General features: G+C 48.3%; 17 protein-coding genes. 8 read left to right on the top strand and 9 right to left on the bottom strand.

Annotation, left to right across the window (positions count from 1 at the left end; genetic code table 11):
• Positions 1–61: 61 nt before the first annotated feature.
• On the bottom strand, positions 62–796 hold the full coding sequence (gene fnr, locus ACTHTG_RS07600; protein ID WP_039862092.1) for a fumarate/nitrate reduction transcriptional regulator Fnr: 735 nt from the start codon (positions 794–796) through the stop codon (positions 62–64).
• A 162-nt stretch (positions 797–958) separates the two neighbouring features.
• On the opposite strand from fnr, the gene hemN reads away from it, so the two are divergent.
• From hemN to ACTHTG_RS07580, 4 genes are all read left to right on the top strand, one after another.
• The gene (gene hemN, locus ACTHTG_RS07595) at positions 959–2380 is read left to right on the top strand and encodes an oxygen-independent coproporphyrinogen III oxidase (RefSeq protein WP_004519630.1); all 1422 of its coding nucleotides are present in this window, start codon (positions 959–961) and stop codon (positions 2378–2380) included.
• A gap of 131 nt (positions 2381–2511) precedes the next feature.
• Complete coding sequence (locus ACTHTG_RS07590; RefSeq protein ID WP_004519629.1) at positions 2512–2844, top strand: hypothetical protein; 333 nt, start codon at positions 2512–2514, stop codon at positions 2842–2844.
• Positions 2845–3456: 612 nt separating this feature from the next.
• Positions 3457–3702: a DUF1289 domain-containing protein gene (locus ACTHTG_RS07585; protein ID WP_004519627.1), complete on the top strand. Its 246-nt coding sequence runs from the start codon at positions 3457–3459 to the stop codon at positions 3700–3702.
• 38 nt (positions 3703–3740) lie between these two features.
• Positions 3741–4727 (top strand): TraB/GumN family protein, encoded by a 987-nt coding sequence (locus ACTHTG_RS07580; RefSeq protein ID WP_004519626.1) that lies wholly within the window; start codon positions 3741–3743, stop codon positions 4725–4727.
• Between the two features lie 98 nt (positions 4728–4825).
• On the opposite strand, the gene argF is transcribed toward ACTHTG_RS07580, so the two are convergent.
• The 7 genes from argF to ACTHTG_RS07545 all read right to left on the bottom strand — a co-directional run bounded on the left by argF (position 4826) and on the right by ACTHTG_RS07545 (position 10617).
• Positions 4826–5821 (bottom strand): ornithine carbamoyltransferase, encoded by a 996-nt coding sequence (gene argF, locus ACTHTG_RS07575; protein ID WP_004519625.1) that lies wholly within the window; start codon positions 5819–5821, stop codon positions 4826–4828.
• Positions 5822–5967: 146 nt separating this feature from the next.
• Positions 5968–6723, bottom strand: a complete 756-nt coding sequence (locus ACTHTG_RS07570; protein WP_004519623.1) for a methylated-DNA--[protein]-cysteine S-methyltransferase — start codon at positions 6721–6723, stop codon at positions 5968–5970.
• A 98-nt stretch (positions 6724–6821) separates the two neighbouring features.
• On the bottom strand, positions 6822–7955 hold the full coding sequence (gene dapE / locus ACTHTG_RS07565) for a succinyl-diaminopimelate desuccinylase (protein WP_004519622.1): 1134 nt from the start codon (positions 7953–7955) through the stop codon (positions 6822–6824).
• A 112-nt stretch (positions 7956–8067) separates the two neighbouring features.
• Positions 8068–8688 (bottom strand): glucose-6-phosphate 1-dehydrogenase family protein, encoded by a 621-nt coding sequence (locus ACTHTG_RS07560; protein WP_004519621.1) that lies wholly within the window; start codon positions 8686–8688, stop codon positions 8068–8070.
• 34 nt (positions 8689–8722) lie between these two features.
• Complete coding sequence (locus ACTHTG_RS07555) at positions 8723–9232, bottom strand: hemerythrin domain-containing protein (protein ID WP_004519620.1); 510 nt, start codon at positions 9230–9232, stop codon at positions 8723–8725.
• Between the two features lie 92 nt (positions 9233–9324).
• The gene (azu, locus tag ACTHTG_RS07550; RefSeq protein ID WP_003748712.1) at positions 9325–9903 is read right to left on the bottom strand and encodes an azurin; all 579 of its coding nucleotides are present in this window, start codon (positions 9901–9903) and stop codon (positions 9325–9327) included.
• 291 nt (positions 9904–10194) lie between these two features.
• Positions 10195–10617 (bottom strand): DciA family protein, encoded by a 423-nt coding sequence (locus ACTHTG_RS07545; RefSeq protein WP_440360609.1) that lies wholly within the window; start codon positions 10615–10617, stop codon positions 10195–10197.
• 154 nt (positions 10618–10771) lie between these two features.
• Here ACTHTG_RS07545 and secA point away from each other — a divergent pair, with 154 nt between their 5' ends.
• The 3 genes from secA to ACTHTG_RS07530 all read left to right on the top strand — a co-directional run bounded on the left by secA (position 10772) and on the right by ACTHTG_RS07530 (position 15313).
• Positions 10772–13525 (top strand): preprotein translocase subunit SecA, encoded by a 2754-nt coding sequence (gene secA / locus ACTHTG_RS07540; protein ID WP_049335622.1) that lies wholly within the window; start codon positions 10772–10774, stop codon positions 13523–13525.
• A gap of 132 nt (positions 13526–13657) precedes the next feature.
• Positions 13658–14758 carry a chorismate synthase gene (gene aroC / locus ACTHTG_RS07535; RefSeq protein WP_004519617.1) on the top strand — a complete coding sequence of 367 codons (1101 nt, stop codon included), beginning with the start codon at positions 13658–13660 and terminating at the stop codon, positions 14756–14758.
• Between the two features lie 117 nt (positions 14759–14875).
• A complete protein-coding gene (locus ACTHTG_RS07530) occupies positions 14876–15313 on the top strand; it encodes a ProQ/FINO family protein (RefSeq protein ID WP_004519616.1) in 438 nt (145 codons plus the stop codon).
• A 342-nt stretch (positions 15314–15655) separates the two neighbouring features.
• On the opposite strand, the gene ACTHTG_RS07525 is transcribed toward ACTHTG_RS07530, so the two are convergent.
• Entirely contained in the window at positions 15656–17230 is a 1575-nt protein-coding gene (locus ACTHTG_RS07525) for an inorganic phosphate transporter (RefSeq protein WP_039862088.1), read from the bottom strand.
• 153 nt (positions 17231–17383) lie between these two features.
• Between ACTHTG_RS07525 and ACTHTG_RS07520 the strand changes: the two genes are divergently transcribed.
• Entirely contained in the window at positions 17384–18487 is a 1104-nt protein-coding gene (locus ACTHTG_RS07520) for an anhydro-N-acetylmuramic acid kinase (RefSeq protein ID WP_004519614.1), read from the top strand.

Genomic DNA, 18487 nt, shown 5'->3' with positions numbered 1-18487 from the left:
AACAATTATTCTTTAATTCTTGTTAAAAAGGCCGTCTGAAATATTTCAGACGGCCTAAGATTCAGATAGCGTGCGAACAACCAGAAACCATTTTCTTCAAGGTTGTCGCATCTAAGATTTTGATGTGCTTGTGTTCAACCGAAATCAAGCCTTCATGATGGAATTTAGACAAGGTGCGGCTGACTGTTTCCAGCTTCAGCCCCAAATAGCTGCCGATTTCCTCACGCGACATCCGCAAGATAAAATCATTGGCGGCGAAGCCTCGTGAATAGAGACGCTGAGACAGGTTGAGCAAGAATGCTGCCAATCGCTCTTCAGCGCGCATATTGCCCAAAAGCAGCATAACGCCCTGATCTCGAACAATTTCGCGACTCATTAAGCGGAAAAAGTGAGAGCGGAGGCTGGGAATATCCTGACCGAGTTCTTCAATGTGTGTAAACGGAAGCTCGCATACCTCGCTGTCTTCCAAAGCCACAGCATCACAGCTGTGAATATGGGAACAAATCCCATCCATACCGATCAGCTCGCCCGACATAAAAAAGCCGGTTACCTGGTCTCGTCCATCTTGGCTGGCGACTGTTGTCTTAAAGAAGCCCGCACGGATGGCAAACAAAGAGGTAAATGGCTCGCCGGCACGGAACAGGTATTCACCTTTTTTCAGACGGCGGCTTTGACGGATAACCGCGTCTAATTGTGAAAATTCGTTAGGCATCAGTCCGACAGGCAAACACAGCTCGCGTAAAGAACATGTGGAACACAAGGTTTTCATTTGATGTGTTGCATTGTGTGTGGCCATAACGCACCTTTAATTTGCTTAGTTCTCTCAATCCCTGATGAAGCCGAATAACTATTGACCCATGTCAAAGTTGGCATATCATTATGAGGCATTCTACCAAACTATCGAAATTTTGACTAAAATTTTCCCTAATTTCCTTACTTCATACTACAAGCCCCGACCATGAAAATCATCCCTATCTCAAATAACACTAACACAAACAATGAATTACCGGAATTCGACCGCGAATTGATTGCCAGTTTGCCATCAAGCGGTCCACGTTATACATCCTATCCGACCGCCGACCGCTTCCATGAAGGCTTTAAAGAAGCCGAATATATCCAAGCTTTAAACCTGCGTAACATGGGCGCGCTCAACAAACCCCTTTCACTCTACATCCACATCCCCTTCTGCAATACCATCTGCTACTACTGCGGCTGCAACAAAATCATTACCAAAGACAAAAGCCGTGCCGATGCCTATATCCAGTATCTGGAAAAAGAAATGGAGTTGCTGGCACCGCATTTAGGCGGACGACACCAGCTTGCGCAACTCCACTTCGGCGGCGGCACGCCGACATTCCTAAGCGACGACCAACTCGAACGCGTCTTCGAAATGATCCGCAAATACTTCCAGCTCATCCCCAACGGCGAATACTCCATCGAAATCGACCCGCGCAAAGTCAGCCGCAAAACCGTCCTCAAACTGGGCAAACTCGGTTTCAACCGCATGAGTGTCGGCATTCAAGACTTCGATCCTAAAGTGCAGGCAGCCGTCAACCGTATCCAAAGTTACGAAGAAACCAAAGAAGTCATCGATGCCGCCCGCGAAGCAGGGTTCAAATCCGTCAGTGTCGATTTGATTTACGGCCTGCCGCACCAAAACACCGAAAGCATCAAAACCACCATCGACACGGTCTTGTCGCTTGACCCTGACCGCCTCGCCCTCTACCACTACGCCCACCTGCCGCATATCTTCAAACCGCAACGCCGTATCGACACCAATGTCGTTCCCGGCAGCGAAGAAAAACTCGATATGCTGCAATATTGCGTCCAAACCCTGACTGAGCGCGGCTACGTTTTCATTGGCATGGACCACTTTGCCAAACCTGACGACGAACTCTCCATCGCCCTCAAAGAAGGCTTCCTGCAACGCAACTTCCAAGGCTACTCAACCTATGCCGACTGCGATTTGGTAGCGATCGGCGTGTCCTCTATCGGCAAAATCGGCAGCACCTACTCCCAAAACGAGCGCGACATCGATGCCTATTACGCCGCTCTTGATGCCGGACATCTGCCGATTATGCGCGGCTACCAGCTTGATCAAGACGATATCCTGCGCCGCAACATTATTCAGGATTTAATGTGCCGCTTCTCGCTTGATTATCAAATTTACGAAAGCGTGTTCGGCATTCCGTTTAGCCGCTATTTTGCAGCCGAACTGGAAGATATGAAGCAACTTGAAACCCTCGGCCTGGTCCGTCTCAAACCGCACAGCCTGACCGTGACACCGAAGGGCCGTTTCCTGATCCGCAACATCGCCATGGTGTTCGACTACCATTTGCGCCATAAAGAAACCAAAGCCAAATACTCGCAAACCGTATAAACAGGAATGGAAAAGGTCGTCTAAAAATTTTCAGACGACCTTTGTTTTTATTTTCAATACTTTCGGGTAACATAAAACCATATTTTCCGCTTTATCAGAATTCAAAGTTAATTTGTATAGGCGCGTATCCTATGGTTACCGAACAGCAAAACGATATCCTCAGCATCAATCAAGTACAGCTTCTCCTTGCAGAAAAACGCACGGCACTTGCTATCATGCGTACGGGCATTGCCGTTTTCGCACTCCCTTTGTCTATTTTCAGTGCGCTGATTGCGACATCGAAATGGTACGAGGCCGTTGATGTTTGGCCTTTGCTCGTACTGGTCAGTCTGATGAACATCAGCTTGATTATTTTCTCGGTCTATCTAATTACCCGCTCGCTCCGTAGAATGCACCAATATGACCAGCTGATTGCCGATATCAAATACAACAATCAGTCTTTGCGCAAACTGATTAAGTCATAAAATGCAGATAGTTGGGGCTACACATAGGTCGTCTGAAAATCAAAATATAGCGGAACTCCAAATATGTATTAAAACATGATTCTGCCAAACATACCGTAATTATTCTTGGTGACGTTACTGTACACTTTGCTCCCCCATTTGAATCGATACGATACCATTGAAGTAATTGGGATTAAAATGAACAACAAATATAAAGAATGGATAAAAATCATACTGCTCCCTCATTTAATAACGGCTATTTTTTTAGGGCCAGCAATAATTGTTTTTTGGTCAGGTGGATTTATCGGTCTCTATTCTGTTATAAACGTGTTCAGTGAATTAGGATCGCTTAAATATTATATTTATATTGGAATTCCTTTAATTTTTATAATGTTCTTACTTGGGTTTTATTGGAGAAATCTGAAAATAGGGAAGATACTGACTTCTTCTGCGATATATTTATGGTTTCTCTTAGGTTTTTTATGCCTAGGGTGGCAGATATAAACTTATTGAAATGATCAACTCAATTGGATATTAGGAACCCTGCTGGATACACCGATCGTGTGTAGACAAATACGAATGCAGTCTGCAATTTTGGTTTGTCCAGTCTCTTGTCTCAAACGCTTTTAAAATATGGAACAACCTGATTTTTTCCCCATCCCCAGTCCCTGCATCGGCGTTTGTGAAGCCAATGCCAAAGGCTATTGCAAAGGCTGCCTGCGCAGCCGGGAAGAGCGCTTGTACTGGCTCCAGATGACCGACAGCCAAAAGCATCAAGTCATGCACCTTCTATCCCTCAGGAAAGCCAAAATCCGCAACCGCAAAATGGAAAAAACCGAAACGGGCGAACATCCGGTTCAAAACCTGCTCGATTTCTAAATTGCCCTTGCCTACCGCACACCACAATAAGGAAAAACATGAAAAAACTGCTTGCCTGCCTGCTTGTGCCATTGACTGCCCTCGCCCTGGGCGCCTGCAAACCCGCCGCGATCTCACCCGACAACAAACCTGCCGAACTTAACTGGCAGCAGCCTAAACTGACCAGCAATGTTTGGAAAATCAGCAAAGAAGGCCAACCCGATTCCTACCTGCTCGGCACCATCCACATGGGACGAACCAATCAAACTTTGTCTTCCGATGCGGTCAAACTGTTGCAATCCACCAACCAACTGACCACAGAAATTGACCCACTGCCGGACAGCAGTCCGGAAACGAAAAAAATGTATCAAAAATACTTCAAAGAAGTCATGAGTACCGAACCGCTTAGCCGCAAGCTTGGCAAAACAGATTTCCGTCTTTTACAAGAAATCTATTCAAAAAATGAAGAAAGCCGACCCATCACCAGAATTGCCGACAAACTCCACCCGTGGGCAGCATTGGTTTTTGCCGGCAGCGCATTTCCCCAAGGATATAGCGCAGAAACCGGTGCAGATATGTTGCTGACCAACGCAGCAGTCAATATCAACAAACCGCGTAGTTCATTAGAAAGCTTGGACGAAGTTTCCGCAATCTTCAAAGCACAGCCTGAAGAAACCATGCTCAACTTTCTGAAAGCCAGCATTAAAACCAATAAAGAAGAAACCGAAGATATCAAAAAACTCCATCAAGCCTATTCAGAAGGCCGCTTTGAAGAACTCATCCCACTTTTGGAAGAAACCGAACAGTGCACCCTCAAACGTGTTGATGCTAAACACGCCAAAGCCATGTCCGATTGGCTGAAAAACGACCTCCTGATCCGCCGTAACTTGGCATGGCTACCTGAAATCCGCAAGCAATCGGCCAAACAAAGCACCCTCTTTGCTGTCGGCATTGCCCATTTACCCAGCGGAAAAGGCTTAATCGAACTATTGCGTCAAGAAGGCTATCAAGTGACGCCCGAACCCAAAGTCCTGATTTGGCAATAAACCCAATCAAACAACAAGGCCGTCTGAAAGTCTTTCTTTCAGACGGCCTTTATTTAATCTCTATTAAATGAAGCGGTAAGCAGCGTTGAGCGCAAAACTCAATCGCCCAATGCCGCTACCATCACCGCTTTAATCGTGTGCATCCGGTTTTCTGCCTGATCAAACACAATACTGGCTTCGCTTTCAAAGACTTCTTCCGTTACTTCCACACCATTCAGGCCGAATGTCTCATAAATCCATTCACCGACTTTGGTTTCACGATTATGGAAAGCAGGCAGGCAATGCATAAACTTGACTTGCGGATTTTCAGCCGCGGCCATTAATTCGGGCGTAACTCGGTAATCTTTCAGCAAATCGATACGTTCCTGCCACGCCTCTTTAGGCTCACCCATGCTGACCCACACATCGGTATGGATAAAATCCACGCCTTTCACGGCTTCTTTCACATTCTCCGTCAACAGAATCCGTCCACCGGTCTCTTTGGCAACAGCCTGCACTGTCTCGATAATGTTTTCAGACGGCCACAAACTTTTCGGTGCACCGATACGCACGTCCATGCCCAGTTTCGCAGCCAACACCAGCAACGAATTGGCCATGTTGTAACGCGCATCACCGACGTAGGCAAACGCAATTTGGTTCAAAGGCTTGTTGCTATGCTCGCGCATCGTCAGCGCATCAGCAAGCATTTGAGTCGGGTGAAACTCGTTGGTCAAACCATTGAACACAGGCACGCCTGCATACTTGGCCAGCTCTTCCACCACATCCTGTCCAAAACCGCGATATTCGATACCGTCAAACATCCGCCCCAAAACCCGCGCCGTATCCTTAATACTTTCCTTATGCCCAATTTGGCTGGCAGAAGGCTCCAGATAAGTTACCCCTGCCCCTTGATCGCGCGCGGCCACTTCAAACGCGCAACGGGTGCGGGTCGATGTTTTCTCGAAAATCAGGGCAATGTTTTTCCCCTTCATCCGCTGCACCTCGCGCCCTGCTTTTTTAGCGGCTTTCAATTCGGCGGCAAGATCGAGATAGGCAGTAATTTCTTCCGGCGTGAAATCCAAAAGTTTTAAAAAATGGCGGTTTTTCAGGCTCATGTCTTATTTCTCTTTTTTCTAGCGTGGGCGTTGCCCAACATTTTTCTCCATGCAGATTTCGTCGGGCTTCCACCGACCTTCTGCTGCTCAATTTTTTTAACGTGCGAAGCCTGCCCGAAGCATGGCCCCTTATCCTCTATCAAAACTCAAAACAAGGCCGTCTGAACCTCGCCTCTCTCCAAGGCAAGCAACGATTGTTTGCGGTTCAAACCGCCTGCGTAGCCGGTCAGCTTACCGTCGCTACCGATAACGCGGTGGCAGGGAATCAAGATAGACACCTTGTTCTGCCCGTTTGCAGCGGCAACGGCGCGAATGGCTTTAGGATTGCCCAACTGTTGCGCCTGCTCCTTGTAGCTGCGCGTTTCGCCGTAAGGAATAGTCAGCAGCGCATTCCACACCTGCTGCTGAAAGGCTGTACCTATCGTTTCCAAAGGCGTCGCAAAAACTTTTAGACGGCCTTGGAAGTATAAATCCAATTCTTGACGCAAAAGTTGCGTTTGCTCATTTTCTTGGAAAATAAACTGTCCGTTCAAAGCTTTTTGGACAGCCATGATTTCCTGTTCCATATGTTTCTGCCCGACAAATTCCAGCAGACACAAACCCTTGCTGCCGAACACCGCCAACATCTCGCCCAACGGCGTGGCAACCGCGGCCGCAGTCAGTTCGTTCGGACTATCAGGATAACGCGTTTCCAACAGTCGGATAGCTCGGCGGATACGGACATATTCTTCAGGCGCACAACCGATACAGTCAATAAAATCCTGCTCAAACTGCTTGGCTTCGTGTTCGGTAAGACGCTCGTGCAGTAAGGCTTCGAGAGTAGCGGGAAAGTCAGTTTCCAACTGCTCTCGGATTTCATTCCACTTTGATGGAAGCTCGTTTAAAGAAGGCAGAGTAATCATATTTTGCCTTGTTCAATTATCGATAACTTAAGAGAAAACCGAAAGAGCAAAAGAATCGTATCGCCCTATCGTTTTTCAAAGCCTACGGTACGGCCTTTTCACTTCAACAGGCGTTTCAACATACCTTCATACACCGCCGACAACTTCGGAATATCTTCCAAACGTACGTTTTCGTTGATTTGGTGGATGGTCGCGTTAGACGGGCCTAATTCGATGAGCTCTTTCGCAATGGCTTTGATGAAGCGTCCGTCCGAAGTGCCGCCGGTGGTGGACAATTCAGCCTCAACGCCACAAATCTCGGCAATGGCTTCGCGTGCCACATCGGTCAGTTTTCCTGCCTGTGTCAGGAAAGGTTGGCCTGAGCAAGACCACTGCAAATCGTATTGCACGCCGTGTTTATCCAAAATGGTATGAACGCGTTGTTTCAGCCCTTCTTCAGTAGACTCGGTAGAGAAACGGAAATTGAATTTGACGTTTAGCTCGCCCGGAATCACATTGGTCGCGCCTGTGCCGCCGTTAATATTGGAAATTTGGAAACTGGTCGGCGGGAAGTATTCGTTGCCCTCGTCCCAGACTTCCTGCGTCAGCTCCAGCAAGGCCGGGGCAAAAGTATGCACGGGATTGATTGCCAAATGCGGATAGGCAATATGGCCTTGCTTGCCTTTGATGGTCAGATTGCCCGACAACGAGCCGCGTCGGCCGTTTTTCAACATATCGCCCAATTTATCCACGGCAGTCGGTTCGCCGACGATACAGTAATCAATCAATTCGCCACGCGCTTTCAATACATCGACAACTTTGGTTGTGCCATCCAGCGCATCGCCCTCTTCGTCTGAAGTAATCAGGAGCGCGATACTGCCTTGATGATCGGGATATTCGGCAACGAAACGCTCACAGGCGGTAACGAAGCAGGCAATGCTGGTTTTCATGTCCGCCGCGCCGCGGCCATACAGACGGTCTTCACGCTCGGTCGGTTCAAACGGAGGCGAATCCCATTTTTCAACAGGACCTGTCGGCACAACGTCGGTATGTCCGGCAAAGCAGAACACCGGAGCCTGAGTACCGCGGCGCAACCAAATGTTTTTGGTGTCGCCGAAATGAAGCTCTTCTACGGCAAAACCGATTTTTTGCAGGCGTTCGGCCAGCAGTTGTTGGCAGTTTTGGTCATCCGGCGTAACGGACGGGCGGGAAATCAGCTCTTTGGCAAGCTCTAGGGATTGGGTTTCGGTCATATTTGCTCACTTTGAGAAACAGGCCGTCTGAAACGTTCTGAATATGATTTTCAGACGGCCTTGAGTTTATTTGAAGATACTGAATGGGCAGTTTCCCTTTCTGCATCCTGATTTATTTTCCATGACAAGCTTCATACAGCGGCAGTAAGTCTTCCACTGTTTCCACTATCCATTTCGCGACATCCTGCTTGCCCAAATCATCGCGTTCGATGTGTTTGCCGATACAGAAGAAATCTTTATCGTCTCGAAGCTTTCTATCGCCGTCGCTTTGTTGGGCAACGGTACGATAATCGTCATATTCGCTTTCCGCACCGTGCCACATATCGAAGGAAGCGTATTTTTCAGTATCAAAATTATCCAGCCAGCGGTTGTAATCAGGCAGCGCAATGGGAGAAACATCGGCTTTATAGCAATGCCAGTCCAAGCTGACGCTCAAACGGCGGCGATTCAGCAAAATCGATAAAATCGCTGCGGAATTTTTATATTGTTCGTATTTGAAATAGGCAAAAAAATGGGCGCGGACCTGCCAGCCGTTACACCAGCGTTCGATATGCGGCGGCGCAAACGGTGCACCCAATTCGGCGGCAACCTGCTGGATTAGCTGCTGCCATACCTGCCAGTTTTCTTTATAGTCTGCCTTGATTTGCGGAATGCTTTCAGGCTGGTATTTTTTAAGCTGGGAAAACTGGAAAAAAGGGATATTGAACAAATCGCAACTTTTTGGGGTCAGCATAGTGTATTCCTTGAGACGATTGTTTCAGACGACCTTATTTGCGGCGGCGTGCAGCCATAATTTCGCCGATTTCGGTCAGTTTTTCTTTGGGGATAAAGGTTTTGCCCATATCAAATAGCGGCTCTTCAATCGCCAGATGAACATCATATCCTGCGACAAAGCGTTTGAACGTTTCCGCATCGGGGATATAGGCGTTGTCTGCTTCGAGTTTGGCGAATTCGGCAGATACCGCCGCCCAGTTGTTGTGCAGGCTGATATGTTGGCGCAAAAGCTCGTCAACGCTTTCTTGAGCTTGCGGCGCATATTGCAATAGAAGCGGGAAGAAATTTTCTTCTTCGTCTTCATGGTGCAACGGCGCGGCAACATTAAAATATTGGGCAATTTGGCGGATGGTTTGCAAAACGATTTGATTGCAGCCGTTTTCGGCAATATAGTTCGACAACATGGCAACCTGGCTGCAGAAACGGCGCACTTTGCCATGACAGGCGTACAGCATTTCAATGGGTTCGGCAAAAGTAACGCTTTTGGTTTCAAACGGATTCATGGTTTTGAAGTTTTATTCTTAAATTAATGTTTCCAGATTATAACAAAACAGCCTGCGCAAGGCAGGCTGTCTGTTTTCGAGCTTGAGGCGGATTAGTCAACCAAAGTAACTTTACCGTTCATCAAAGCGCCGTGACCTGGGAAGGTACAAGCGAATTTGTATTCGCCGCCGGCCAATTTAGCAGGATCCAGAGTCAGGGAAGCTTCTTCGCCGCCGCCAACCAGTTTGGTGTGGGCAACAACGCGTGCGTCGTCAGGTTTAACGTAGTCAGTTGCAGCAGCACCGGCACCGTCTTTGAAAATACCGTCCATGTCTTCGGCTTTACCGATGACGATGTTGTGACCCATGCTTTCTTTAGGTTGGGTACCAGTGTGTTTCAAAGTGATGGTGAATTCTTTACAAGCTTTGCTCACTTGGATTTCTTTAGTGTTAAACTGCATAGCGTCGTTGGCTTCAACAGTAGTTGCGCAGTTGCCGGCAGCAGGAGCGGCGGCAGCATCGGCTGGAGCAGCTTCAGAGGCAGGAGCGGCATCGGCAGGTGCAGTAGTTTCTGCAGGAGCAGCTTCAGAAGCAGCGGAAGCAGCAGGTGCTTCAGCAGGTTTTGCAGCTTCTTGAGAGCATGCAGCTAAGCCGATAACGGCAGCGGAAATCAGAGCCAGATAAGCTTTCATTGATGTATCTCCTAATGATGAGAGTCTTGTTAAGTTCTATTAATAGAACCCGCGCGAATATATTAACAAAGACAAATGTCAAACTTAAACTTATTCACGCAGAGTGATAAGAAATTCAGGCGTTATTTTGCTACAAACTTCACACGAAATCAAAATTTCAGGCCAAGTTTACATCAGTTTACCTAAAAGAAAACAGTTACTGTTTAGGTCGTATTTCTTTAGTATTAGATGCTATCAGTCAAATGAAATAAATTTTAACATTTATTAACCATAATCTCATTCGGCATGATTTTAGCGGCTGTGCTTGCGCACCAATTCTGCCAATGCCGCCGCCAATTCGGGATGTTTGCCTTCCAATTTGGCTGCCGCCTCATCGAAGCTGTCTAAAGCTGCCTCGCTCAATCTCAAACTATTGGTTTTCGGCTGAGCCGGAGGCTTGGGAACTACCCTGACCACCACTTCCCTGACGCCTGTATGCAATGTTTGCAACTTGGGCAACATGGCAGTCAGGATCATTTTCAAACGCGAAGCAGCCATATTATTGGCGGCAAGCAAGACCAATCTTCCGTCTTCTACGCAGGCCGTCTGAAAATGCGGATGCAGGTTGGCCGGCAAAACCGTTTTGATTTTTGCATCCAATTTCCGCCATTGTTGCGATTGTTGCAACAAGCCCGCCAATAAATGATTGCGCTTGCCTAATTGTGCTAAATCCATATATTTCAGACGGCCTCTCAGTAAATTAACCAAACAATTACAATTGAAATACAGCAAAACCGCCTTTATTTCAAACAGCATTACCGCGTTATACAAGCGCTTGTGTTAAAATCCCAATTTCGCCCACTATTATATCAAGGCGCAGGAATTATTCATGCTGACAAACATTGCTAAGAAAATCTTCGGCAGCCGCAACGACCGCCTGCTGAAACAATATCGTAAATCCGTTGCCAAAATCAACGCGCTTGAGAAACAAATGCAGGCATTGAGCGATGCAGAACTGCAAGCTAAAACAGCCGAATTCAAACAACGTCTCGCCGACGGACAAAGCCTGGACGACATCTTGGTCGAAGCCTTTGCCGTCTGCCGCGAAGCATCAAGCCGTGTATTGGGCATGCGCCACTTTGATGTACAGCTTATCGGCGGTATGGTTCTGCACAACGGCAAAATCGCCGAAATGCGTACCGGTGAAGGTAAAACTCTGGTGGCCACCCTTGCCGTTTACCTGAATGCATTGTCAGGAAAAGGCGTCCACGTCGTTACCGTCAACGACTACCTCGCCTCCCGTGACGCGAGCATTATGGAGCCTTTGTACAACTTCTTAGGCTTGAGTGTCGGCGTGATCGTCGCCGATTTGCAACCTTTCGAACGCCAAACCGCTTACGGTGCCGACATTACTTACGGCACCAACAACGAATTCGGCTTCGACTACCTGCGCGACAATATGGTTACCGACCAATACGACAAAGTTCAGCGCGAATTGAACTTTGCCGTTGTCGACGAAGTGGACTCCATTCTGATCGACGAAGCGCGTACGCCGCTGATTATTTCCGGCCAGGCAGATGACAACATCCAGCTCTACCGCGTAATGGATGCCGTTCCGGCCCACCTTATCCGCCAAGAAACCGAAGAAGGCGAAGGCGATTACTGGGTAGATGAAAAAGCACACCAAGTTATTCTGAGCGAAGCTGGTCACGAACACGCCGAGCAAATCCTGACACAAATGGGCTTATTACAGGAAAACGACTCGCTCTACTCTGCCGCCAATATTTCCCTGATGCACCACCTCATGGCGGCATTACGTGCGCACACCCTGTTCCACAAAGACCAACACTACGTCATTCAAGACGGTGAAATCGTGATTGTGGACGAATTCACAGGCCGTCTGATGGCCGGCCGCCGTTGGTCCGAAGGCTTGCACCAAGCTGTTGAAGCCAAAGAAGGCGTAGAAATCAAACGCGAAAACCAAACGCTTGCATCTATTACCTTCCAAAACTACTTCCGCCTGTACAGCAAACTATCCGGTATGACCGGTACGGCCGACACCGAAGCCTTCGAGTTCCAAAGCATTTACAACCTCGAAACCGTCATCATCCCGACCAACCGTCCTGTACAACGTAAAGACTTCAACGACCAAATCTTCCGCTCAGCTGAAGAAAAATTTGAAGCCGTTGTCAAAGACATTGCCGAATGCCACAAAAACGGTCAACCGGTTTTGGTCGGCACCACCAGCATCGAAAACTCCGAACTGGTTTCTGACTTGTTACACAAAGCCGGTCTGCCGCATAACGTTCTGAACGCCAAAGAACACGAGCGCGAGGCATTGATTGTAGCTCAAGCCGGTAAAGTCGGCGCAATTACCGTTGCCACCAACATGGCAGGCCGCGGTACCGATATTGTTTTGGGCGGCAACCTCAAACATCAAATCGAAGCCATCCATGCCGATGAAACCCTGAGCGAACAGCAAAAACAAGCGCAAATTTCTGCCCTTGAAAGCGGTTGGCAAGCTGAACACGACCAAGTTGTGGCCGCAGGCGGTTTGCATATTATCGGTACAGAACGCCATGAAAGCCGCCGTATCGACAACCAGTTGCGTGGTCGTGCCGGCCGTCAGGGCGACCCCGGCTCCAGCCGTTTCTATCTATCGTTTGAAGATCCATTGTTGCGCCTGTTTGCACTCGACCGTGCCGCCGCCATCCTCAACCGCCTGGCACCTGAACGCGGCGTTGCCATCGAACACGGCCTGCTGACCCGTCAAATCGAAGGCGCACAACGTAAAGTCGAAGGCCGCAACTTTGATATGCGTAAACAGGTTTTAGAATATGATGACGTTGCCAACGACCAACGTAAAGTGATCTACCATCAACGCAACGAAATCCTGACCAGCAAAGATGTCAGTGATTTGACCCGCGAAATCCGCGCCGACGTTATCAGCGACTTGGTTGATTACCACATCCCGCCTGACAGCATGGAAGAGCAATGGGACATTCCAGCACTGGAGCACCAACTTGCCGCCGATTTCCGCCTGCATGTCGATATTAAAGGCTGGCTGAAAGAAGACAGCACTTTGGACAACCAAGACATTAAAGAACGCCTCATCAAGCGCATCGAAGATGAGTATGCCGAAAAAGTTGAATTGGTCGGCAAACAGGCTATGTCAGACTTCGAACGCAATGTTATGCTGCAAGTTATCGACAACCAATGGCGCGAACACCTCGCCGCTATGGACTACTTGCGCCAAGGTATCCATCTGCGCAGCTATGCTCAGAAAAATCCGAAACAGGAATACAAACGCGAAGCTTTCGCCATGTTTGAAAATCTGTGGCGCGGTATCAAACAAAACATTGCCGCTTTGCTGACTGCCGTTCAAATCGAGCGCAATAGCGAATACGACCACACCGCCGCACAAAGCGTCAGCGATGTTCAAACCGTCCACTCCGATGCGCCTGATATGGAAGAATTGCTCGGTCAATCGCAAACCGATTTGGTTACAGAAGCGTTCGACCCTGACGGCACAGACTTCAGCCCTGAAGCGCTTGCACAAAACGGCCTGATTGTTCACCGCAACGATCCTTGCCCTTGCGGCAGCGGCCTGAAATACAAACAGTGCCACGGTAAATTGAACTAAGTAGTCATCTCAAAAGGCCGTCTGAACGGTGAAACGAGAATCTTTGATTTCGTTCTCACATCTGTTCAGACGGCCTGAGAATTATCCAAACAAGTAAAAAATTTCCAAACCCAATTTCAAAAGAGTATCCCTATGGCAGGCAATACCTTCGGACAAATCTTTACCGTTACCACTTTCGGCGAAAGCCACGGCGCAGGCTTGGGCTGCATCATCGACGGCTGCCCGCCAGGATTAGAATTGAGCGAAGCGGATATCCAATATGACCTTGACCGTCGCAAACCCGGCACCAGCCGCCACGTTACCCAACGTCGCGAAGCCGACCAAGTCGAAATCCTCTCCGGCGTATTCGAAGGCAAAACTACCGGTACACCTATCGCTCTCCTAATCCGCAATACCGACCAACGCAGCAAAGACTATGGCAATATCGCCACCAGTTTCCGCCCCGGACATGCCGATTACACCTACTGGCACAAATACGGTACACGCGACTATCGCGGCGGCGGTAGAAGTTCCGCCCGCGAAACCGCTGCCCGCGTTGCAGCCGGAGCAATTGCGAAAAAATGGCTGAAAGAAAAATTCGGTACTGAAATTACCGCCTACGTTACCCAAGTAGGCGAAAAAGAAATCCAGTTTGAAGGTTACGAATATATTTCCCAAAATCCTTTTTTTGCCGCAAACCAAAGCCAAATTGAGGACTTGGAAAACTATATGGACAGCGTGCGCAAATCATTGGATTCTGTCGGCGCAAAACTTCATATCGAAGCAGCCAACGTCCCTGTCGGCTTAGGCGAACCAGTTTTTGACCGCCTCGATGCAGAAATTGCCTATGCCATGATGGGCATCAATGCCGTCAAAGGCATGGAAATCGGCGCAGGTTTTGATAGCGTAACTCAACGCGGCAGCGAGCACGGCGACGAGCTCACGCCTCAAGGCTTTCTATCCAACCACTCAGGCGGCATCTTGGGTGGCATCAGCACCGGACAAGACATTCATGTGAATATTGCCATTAAACCGACCAGTTCCATCGCCACACCGCGCCGCAGTATTGATATAGAGGGCAACCCTGTCGAACTTGCCACACACGGCCGCCACGACCCCTGCGTCGGATTACGCGCCGCTCCGATTGCAGAAGCCATGCTGGCATTGGTCTTGATCGACCACGCCTTACGCCATCGTGCACAAAATGCCGATGTTCAGGTTAATACACCAGACATTGCCAAATTGGAAAAATAACCGTTTATTTCTGAATATTCTCAGAAAAATTTAGCCAAATCACAGTCTTTATACTACAATAGCACCTTATTGCCGTATGACGAAAATACGGATTTATATTAGAGGAATACAACCGCAATGGCACAAGAAACCGCTTTGGGCGCTGCGCTGAAATCTGCCGTCCAAACTATGAGCAAGAAAAAACAGACAGACATGATTGCCGACCACATTTACGGCAAATATGATGTATTCAAACGATTCAAACCGTTGGCCGTCGGTATCGACCAAGACTTGGTTGCCGCCCTGCCCCAATACGACCCTGCACTGATTGCACGCGTACTGGCTAACCACTGCCGCCGTCCGCGCTATCTGAAAGCCCTGGCTCGCGGCGGCAAACGTTTTGACTTGAATAACCGCTTCAAAGGCGAAGTCAGCGCAGAAGAACAAACCATCGCCCAACAGCACCCAGCCGTTCAACAGGCATTGGCTGCACAAGCCGAACGTCAAGCCGCTAAGGCTACTACAGAAGCAGAAGTAGCTCCTACTCAAGCCGAGACCAACGAAGCTTCTGAATAATGTTCAGACGGCCTGATAAGGCTTGCACTAAATAAATAGAGCCCCAATTTAATACGACATCTTTAACGTCGATGAATTGGGGCTTTTTATTGCCTTAACCTTATAGTGGCTGATTAAAAATAGCCTTGTTTACCCCCACCAAGCCAAGTTTTGAAACCAAAATCTTTTCTAAGCTATTCCCAATAAGGTATTTCTTTATTACGCTGATTATTCTTGTATCAATTTAAACATTGAACAACATTATTTGTTCGACATTAAAGCAATCTAAAATCTACTCTTATGAACATAAGTAAAGGCCGTCTGAAATATCTTTCAGACGGCCTTTTTAAATCAAACAGTCAGTTAAAACACGGCTTGCAAAACCAAATAGCTGACAACAGACAAAACGGCAGCAGCAGGCAAGGTAATAACCCAAGCAAGGCCGATCGGTTTCATCAATTTCCAGTTGGCATTGCGGTTAACCAAGCCGATACCCAAAACTGCACCTACCAAGATATGGGTACTGGAAACAGGCAAGCCCATAAATGATGCGGCCATCACGACGGCGGCGGCAGAAAGCTCTGCTGAGAAGCCTGACGCGGGGTGCATTTCTGCTAAGCTGGTGCCTACGGTTTTAATCACTTCTTTACCGACAAACCATAAGCCGACGATCAAAGCGATACCGAAAGTCAACATGGCAATTGGCGGCACGGCGTTTTGAGAAGTAATGCTGTTGGTACGCAGCACATCCATAATCGCGGCAAACGGACCAATCGCATTGGCAATATCGTTTGCACCATGGCTGAATGCGAAACCGCAAGCAGTAAATACCTGCATCCATGAGAACATTTGGAAAGTCGATTTATCCAAATCTTTGCGTTTCAAACTTTTGGCGAATACAAACGTACCCATCCAAATAGCTGCGCCGATCATGAAAATGGTCAGGAAGCTGTTGACGTTGCTCATGCCCAAATGCAGATTTTTCAGACCTTTAAAAATCAACATGGCCGCAATCATCATGCCGCCGACAGAAGCAATAAACGGCACCCAGGAATGCAGTGCTTTGTAAGAATCTACTTCGCCCTTACGGCTGTCAAAGCGGTGCAGACCGCGATAATACTCAGACTGCAATTCTTCAGGATCAAAGTCCGGCTCATCATAAATTTGGGCATCGTGCGCCATTTTGGTGGCGTATTCGACTTTTTCAGATTCACTCAAGGCATCAAAAAACAGGCGGTGCTCTTCTTTATAGGCTTTCTTCTCCAACTTGATGCCTTTGAGCGTATTATCGGCCCAAGAGTTGTAGTCCAAAACGTTTTTCTTAATTCGTGAAAACAATAGATAGGAAACGATGCCACCTAATACCGGAGACAAAATCCAAGACAAGGCAATTTCGCCCAACTTGTCCCATTGAATCAGCGCAATGGAATCCACACCGTTCAATGCCGCCATACACAAGGCACTACCGACGATACCGCCGATAATGGCGTGTGTCGTAGAAACCGGCAGACCTTTGCGCGATGCAAAAAGCAGCCACAATGCCGCAGCCAAAAGCGCAGACATCATAATAAAAACAAACTGCATCGGATCCAGATGCATGCCATTCAAATCGACAATACCCTTACGGATGGTATCTGTTACCTCGCCGCCGGCAATCACTGCGCCGCTGACTTCAAATACTGCCGCAATCAGCAAAGCTTGCGGAATAGTCAATGTGCCGGAGCCGACACTTGTACCGAAAGAGTTAGCAATATCGTTACCACCCACATTAAACGCCATGAAGACGCCGAAAAAGGTAGCAAGGATAAACAGGCCGGAGTGGTTGTAGTGGGTATAACCCAGGCCCCAATAAATAAAATAGCCGACCATGCTCACAAGCATAGCGGCAAAAACCGTATTAATCAGCTTCAAGTTCGCACTCGACTGAGTTTGAGCCATGGAAAGTTTCCTTTTGGAAAACATGTTGAGTCACGTTATTTTAACCTCTTTGTAATCTTTCTTGCACCAACTATTTACATTAAATGCCGAAATTCCCGTAAAAACGTCAAAAGGCGTTAAAATGTCGCTTTACCTTCTCTTTCTGTAACCGAAATGCAACCCCAATACTATATCGGCATCATGTCCGGAACCAGCATGGACGGTGCCGATGCCGTACTGATTCAAATGCAGGGCAAGCAATGGCAACGAGCCGTTGCCCACAGCTTTCTACCCTATTCAGACGGCCTGCGCCAAGAATTGTTGGCACTACAAGACATAGGCGAAAATGAATTGCACAGAAGCAATATCCTGGCGCAAACACTCAGCCGCCTATACACCCAAACCGTCCAACAACTATTGGCAGAACAAAACCTGTCGGCCAAAGACATTGCCGCAATCGGCTGCCACGGACAAACCATCCGCCATGCGCCTGAATACGGTTACAGCATTCAACTGGTTAACCTCTCCCTGTTAGCTGAACTGACCGGCATTTTCACTGTCGGCGACTTTCGCAGCCGCGACCTTGCCTGCAACGGTCAAGGTGCACCCCTCGTCCCAGCCTTTCACGAAGCGCTGTTTCGAGATGCGAATGAAACCCGAGCCGTACTCAACATTGGAGGCATTTCCAATATCAGCATCCTCCCGCCCGACAGCCCTTCTTTCGGCTTCGATACCGGCCCCGGCAATATGCTGATGGATGCATGGATGCAACATATCTGGCAGCAGCCTTACGACAAAAACGGGGAAAAAGCCGCACAAGGCAAAATCCTCCCCGACCTGCTCGCTTCCCTGCTCGACCATCCTTATTTCAGCCGCCCTTATCCCAAAAGTACAGGCCGAGAGTTGTTTTCCCTAAGCTGGCTTCAAGGCCGTCTGAAAGGTAATGAAAAGCCGGAAGATGTGATACGCACATTGGTCTTTTATACCGCACAAACCATTTTTGACGCGACCAAACAAGCTGCTCCGGCGATTCATAATCTTTACATCTGCGGCGGCGGCATCCGCAATCCGGTTTTGATGCAAGACTTGGAAACCCTGTTTTCTCCCGACACCAAATTGCACAGCACAGCCAAGCTCCATCTTGACCCGCAATGGGTCGAAGCTGCCGCTTTTGCCTGGCTTGCAGCCTGTTGGTGCAATCAAGTTCCGAGCAATCCCTACCATGCAACCGGCGCACATTCACACCGAATTTTAGGCTCGGGACATTACGGTAACTAA

Origin of the sequence: Neisseria sp. P0017.S009 (assembly GCF_051957375.1) — a bacterium.
In the GTDB taxonomy this organism is placed as follows: domain Bacteria; phylum Pseudomonadota; class Gammaproteobacteria; order Burkholderiales; family Neisseriaceae; genus Neisseria; species Neisseria perflava.
This window is presented reverse-complemented; position numbering and strand designations above follow the sequence as displayed.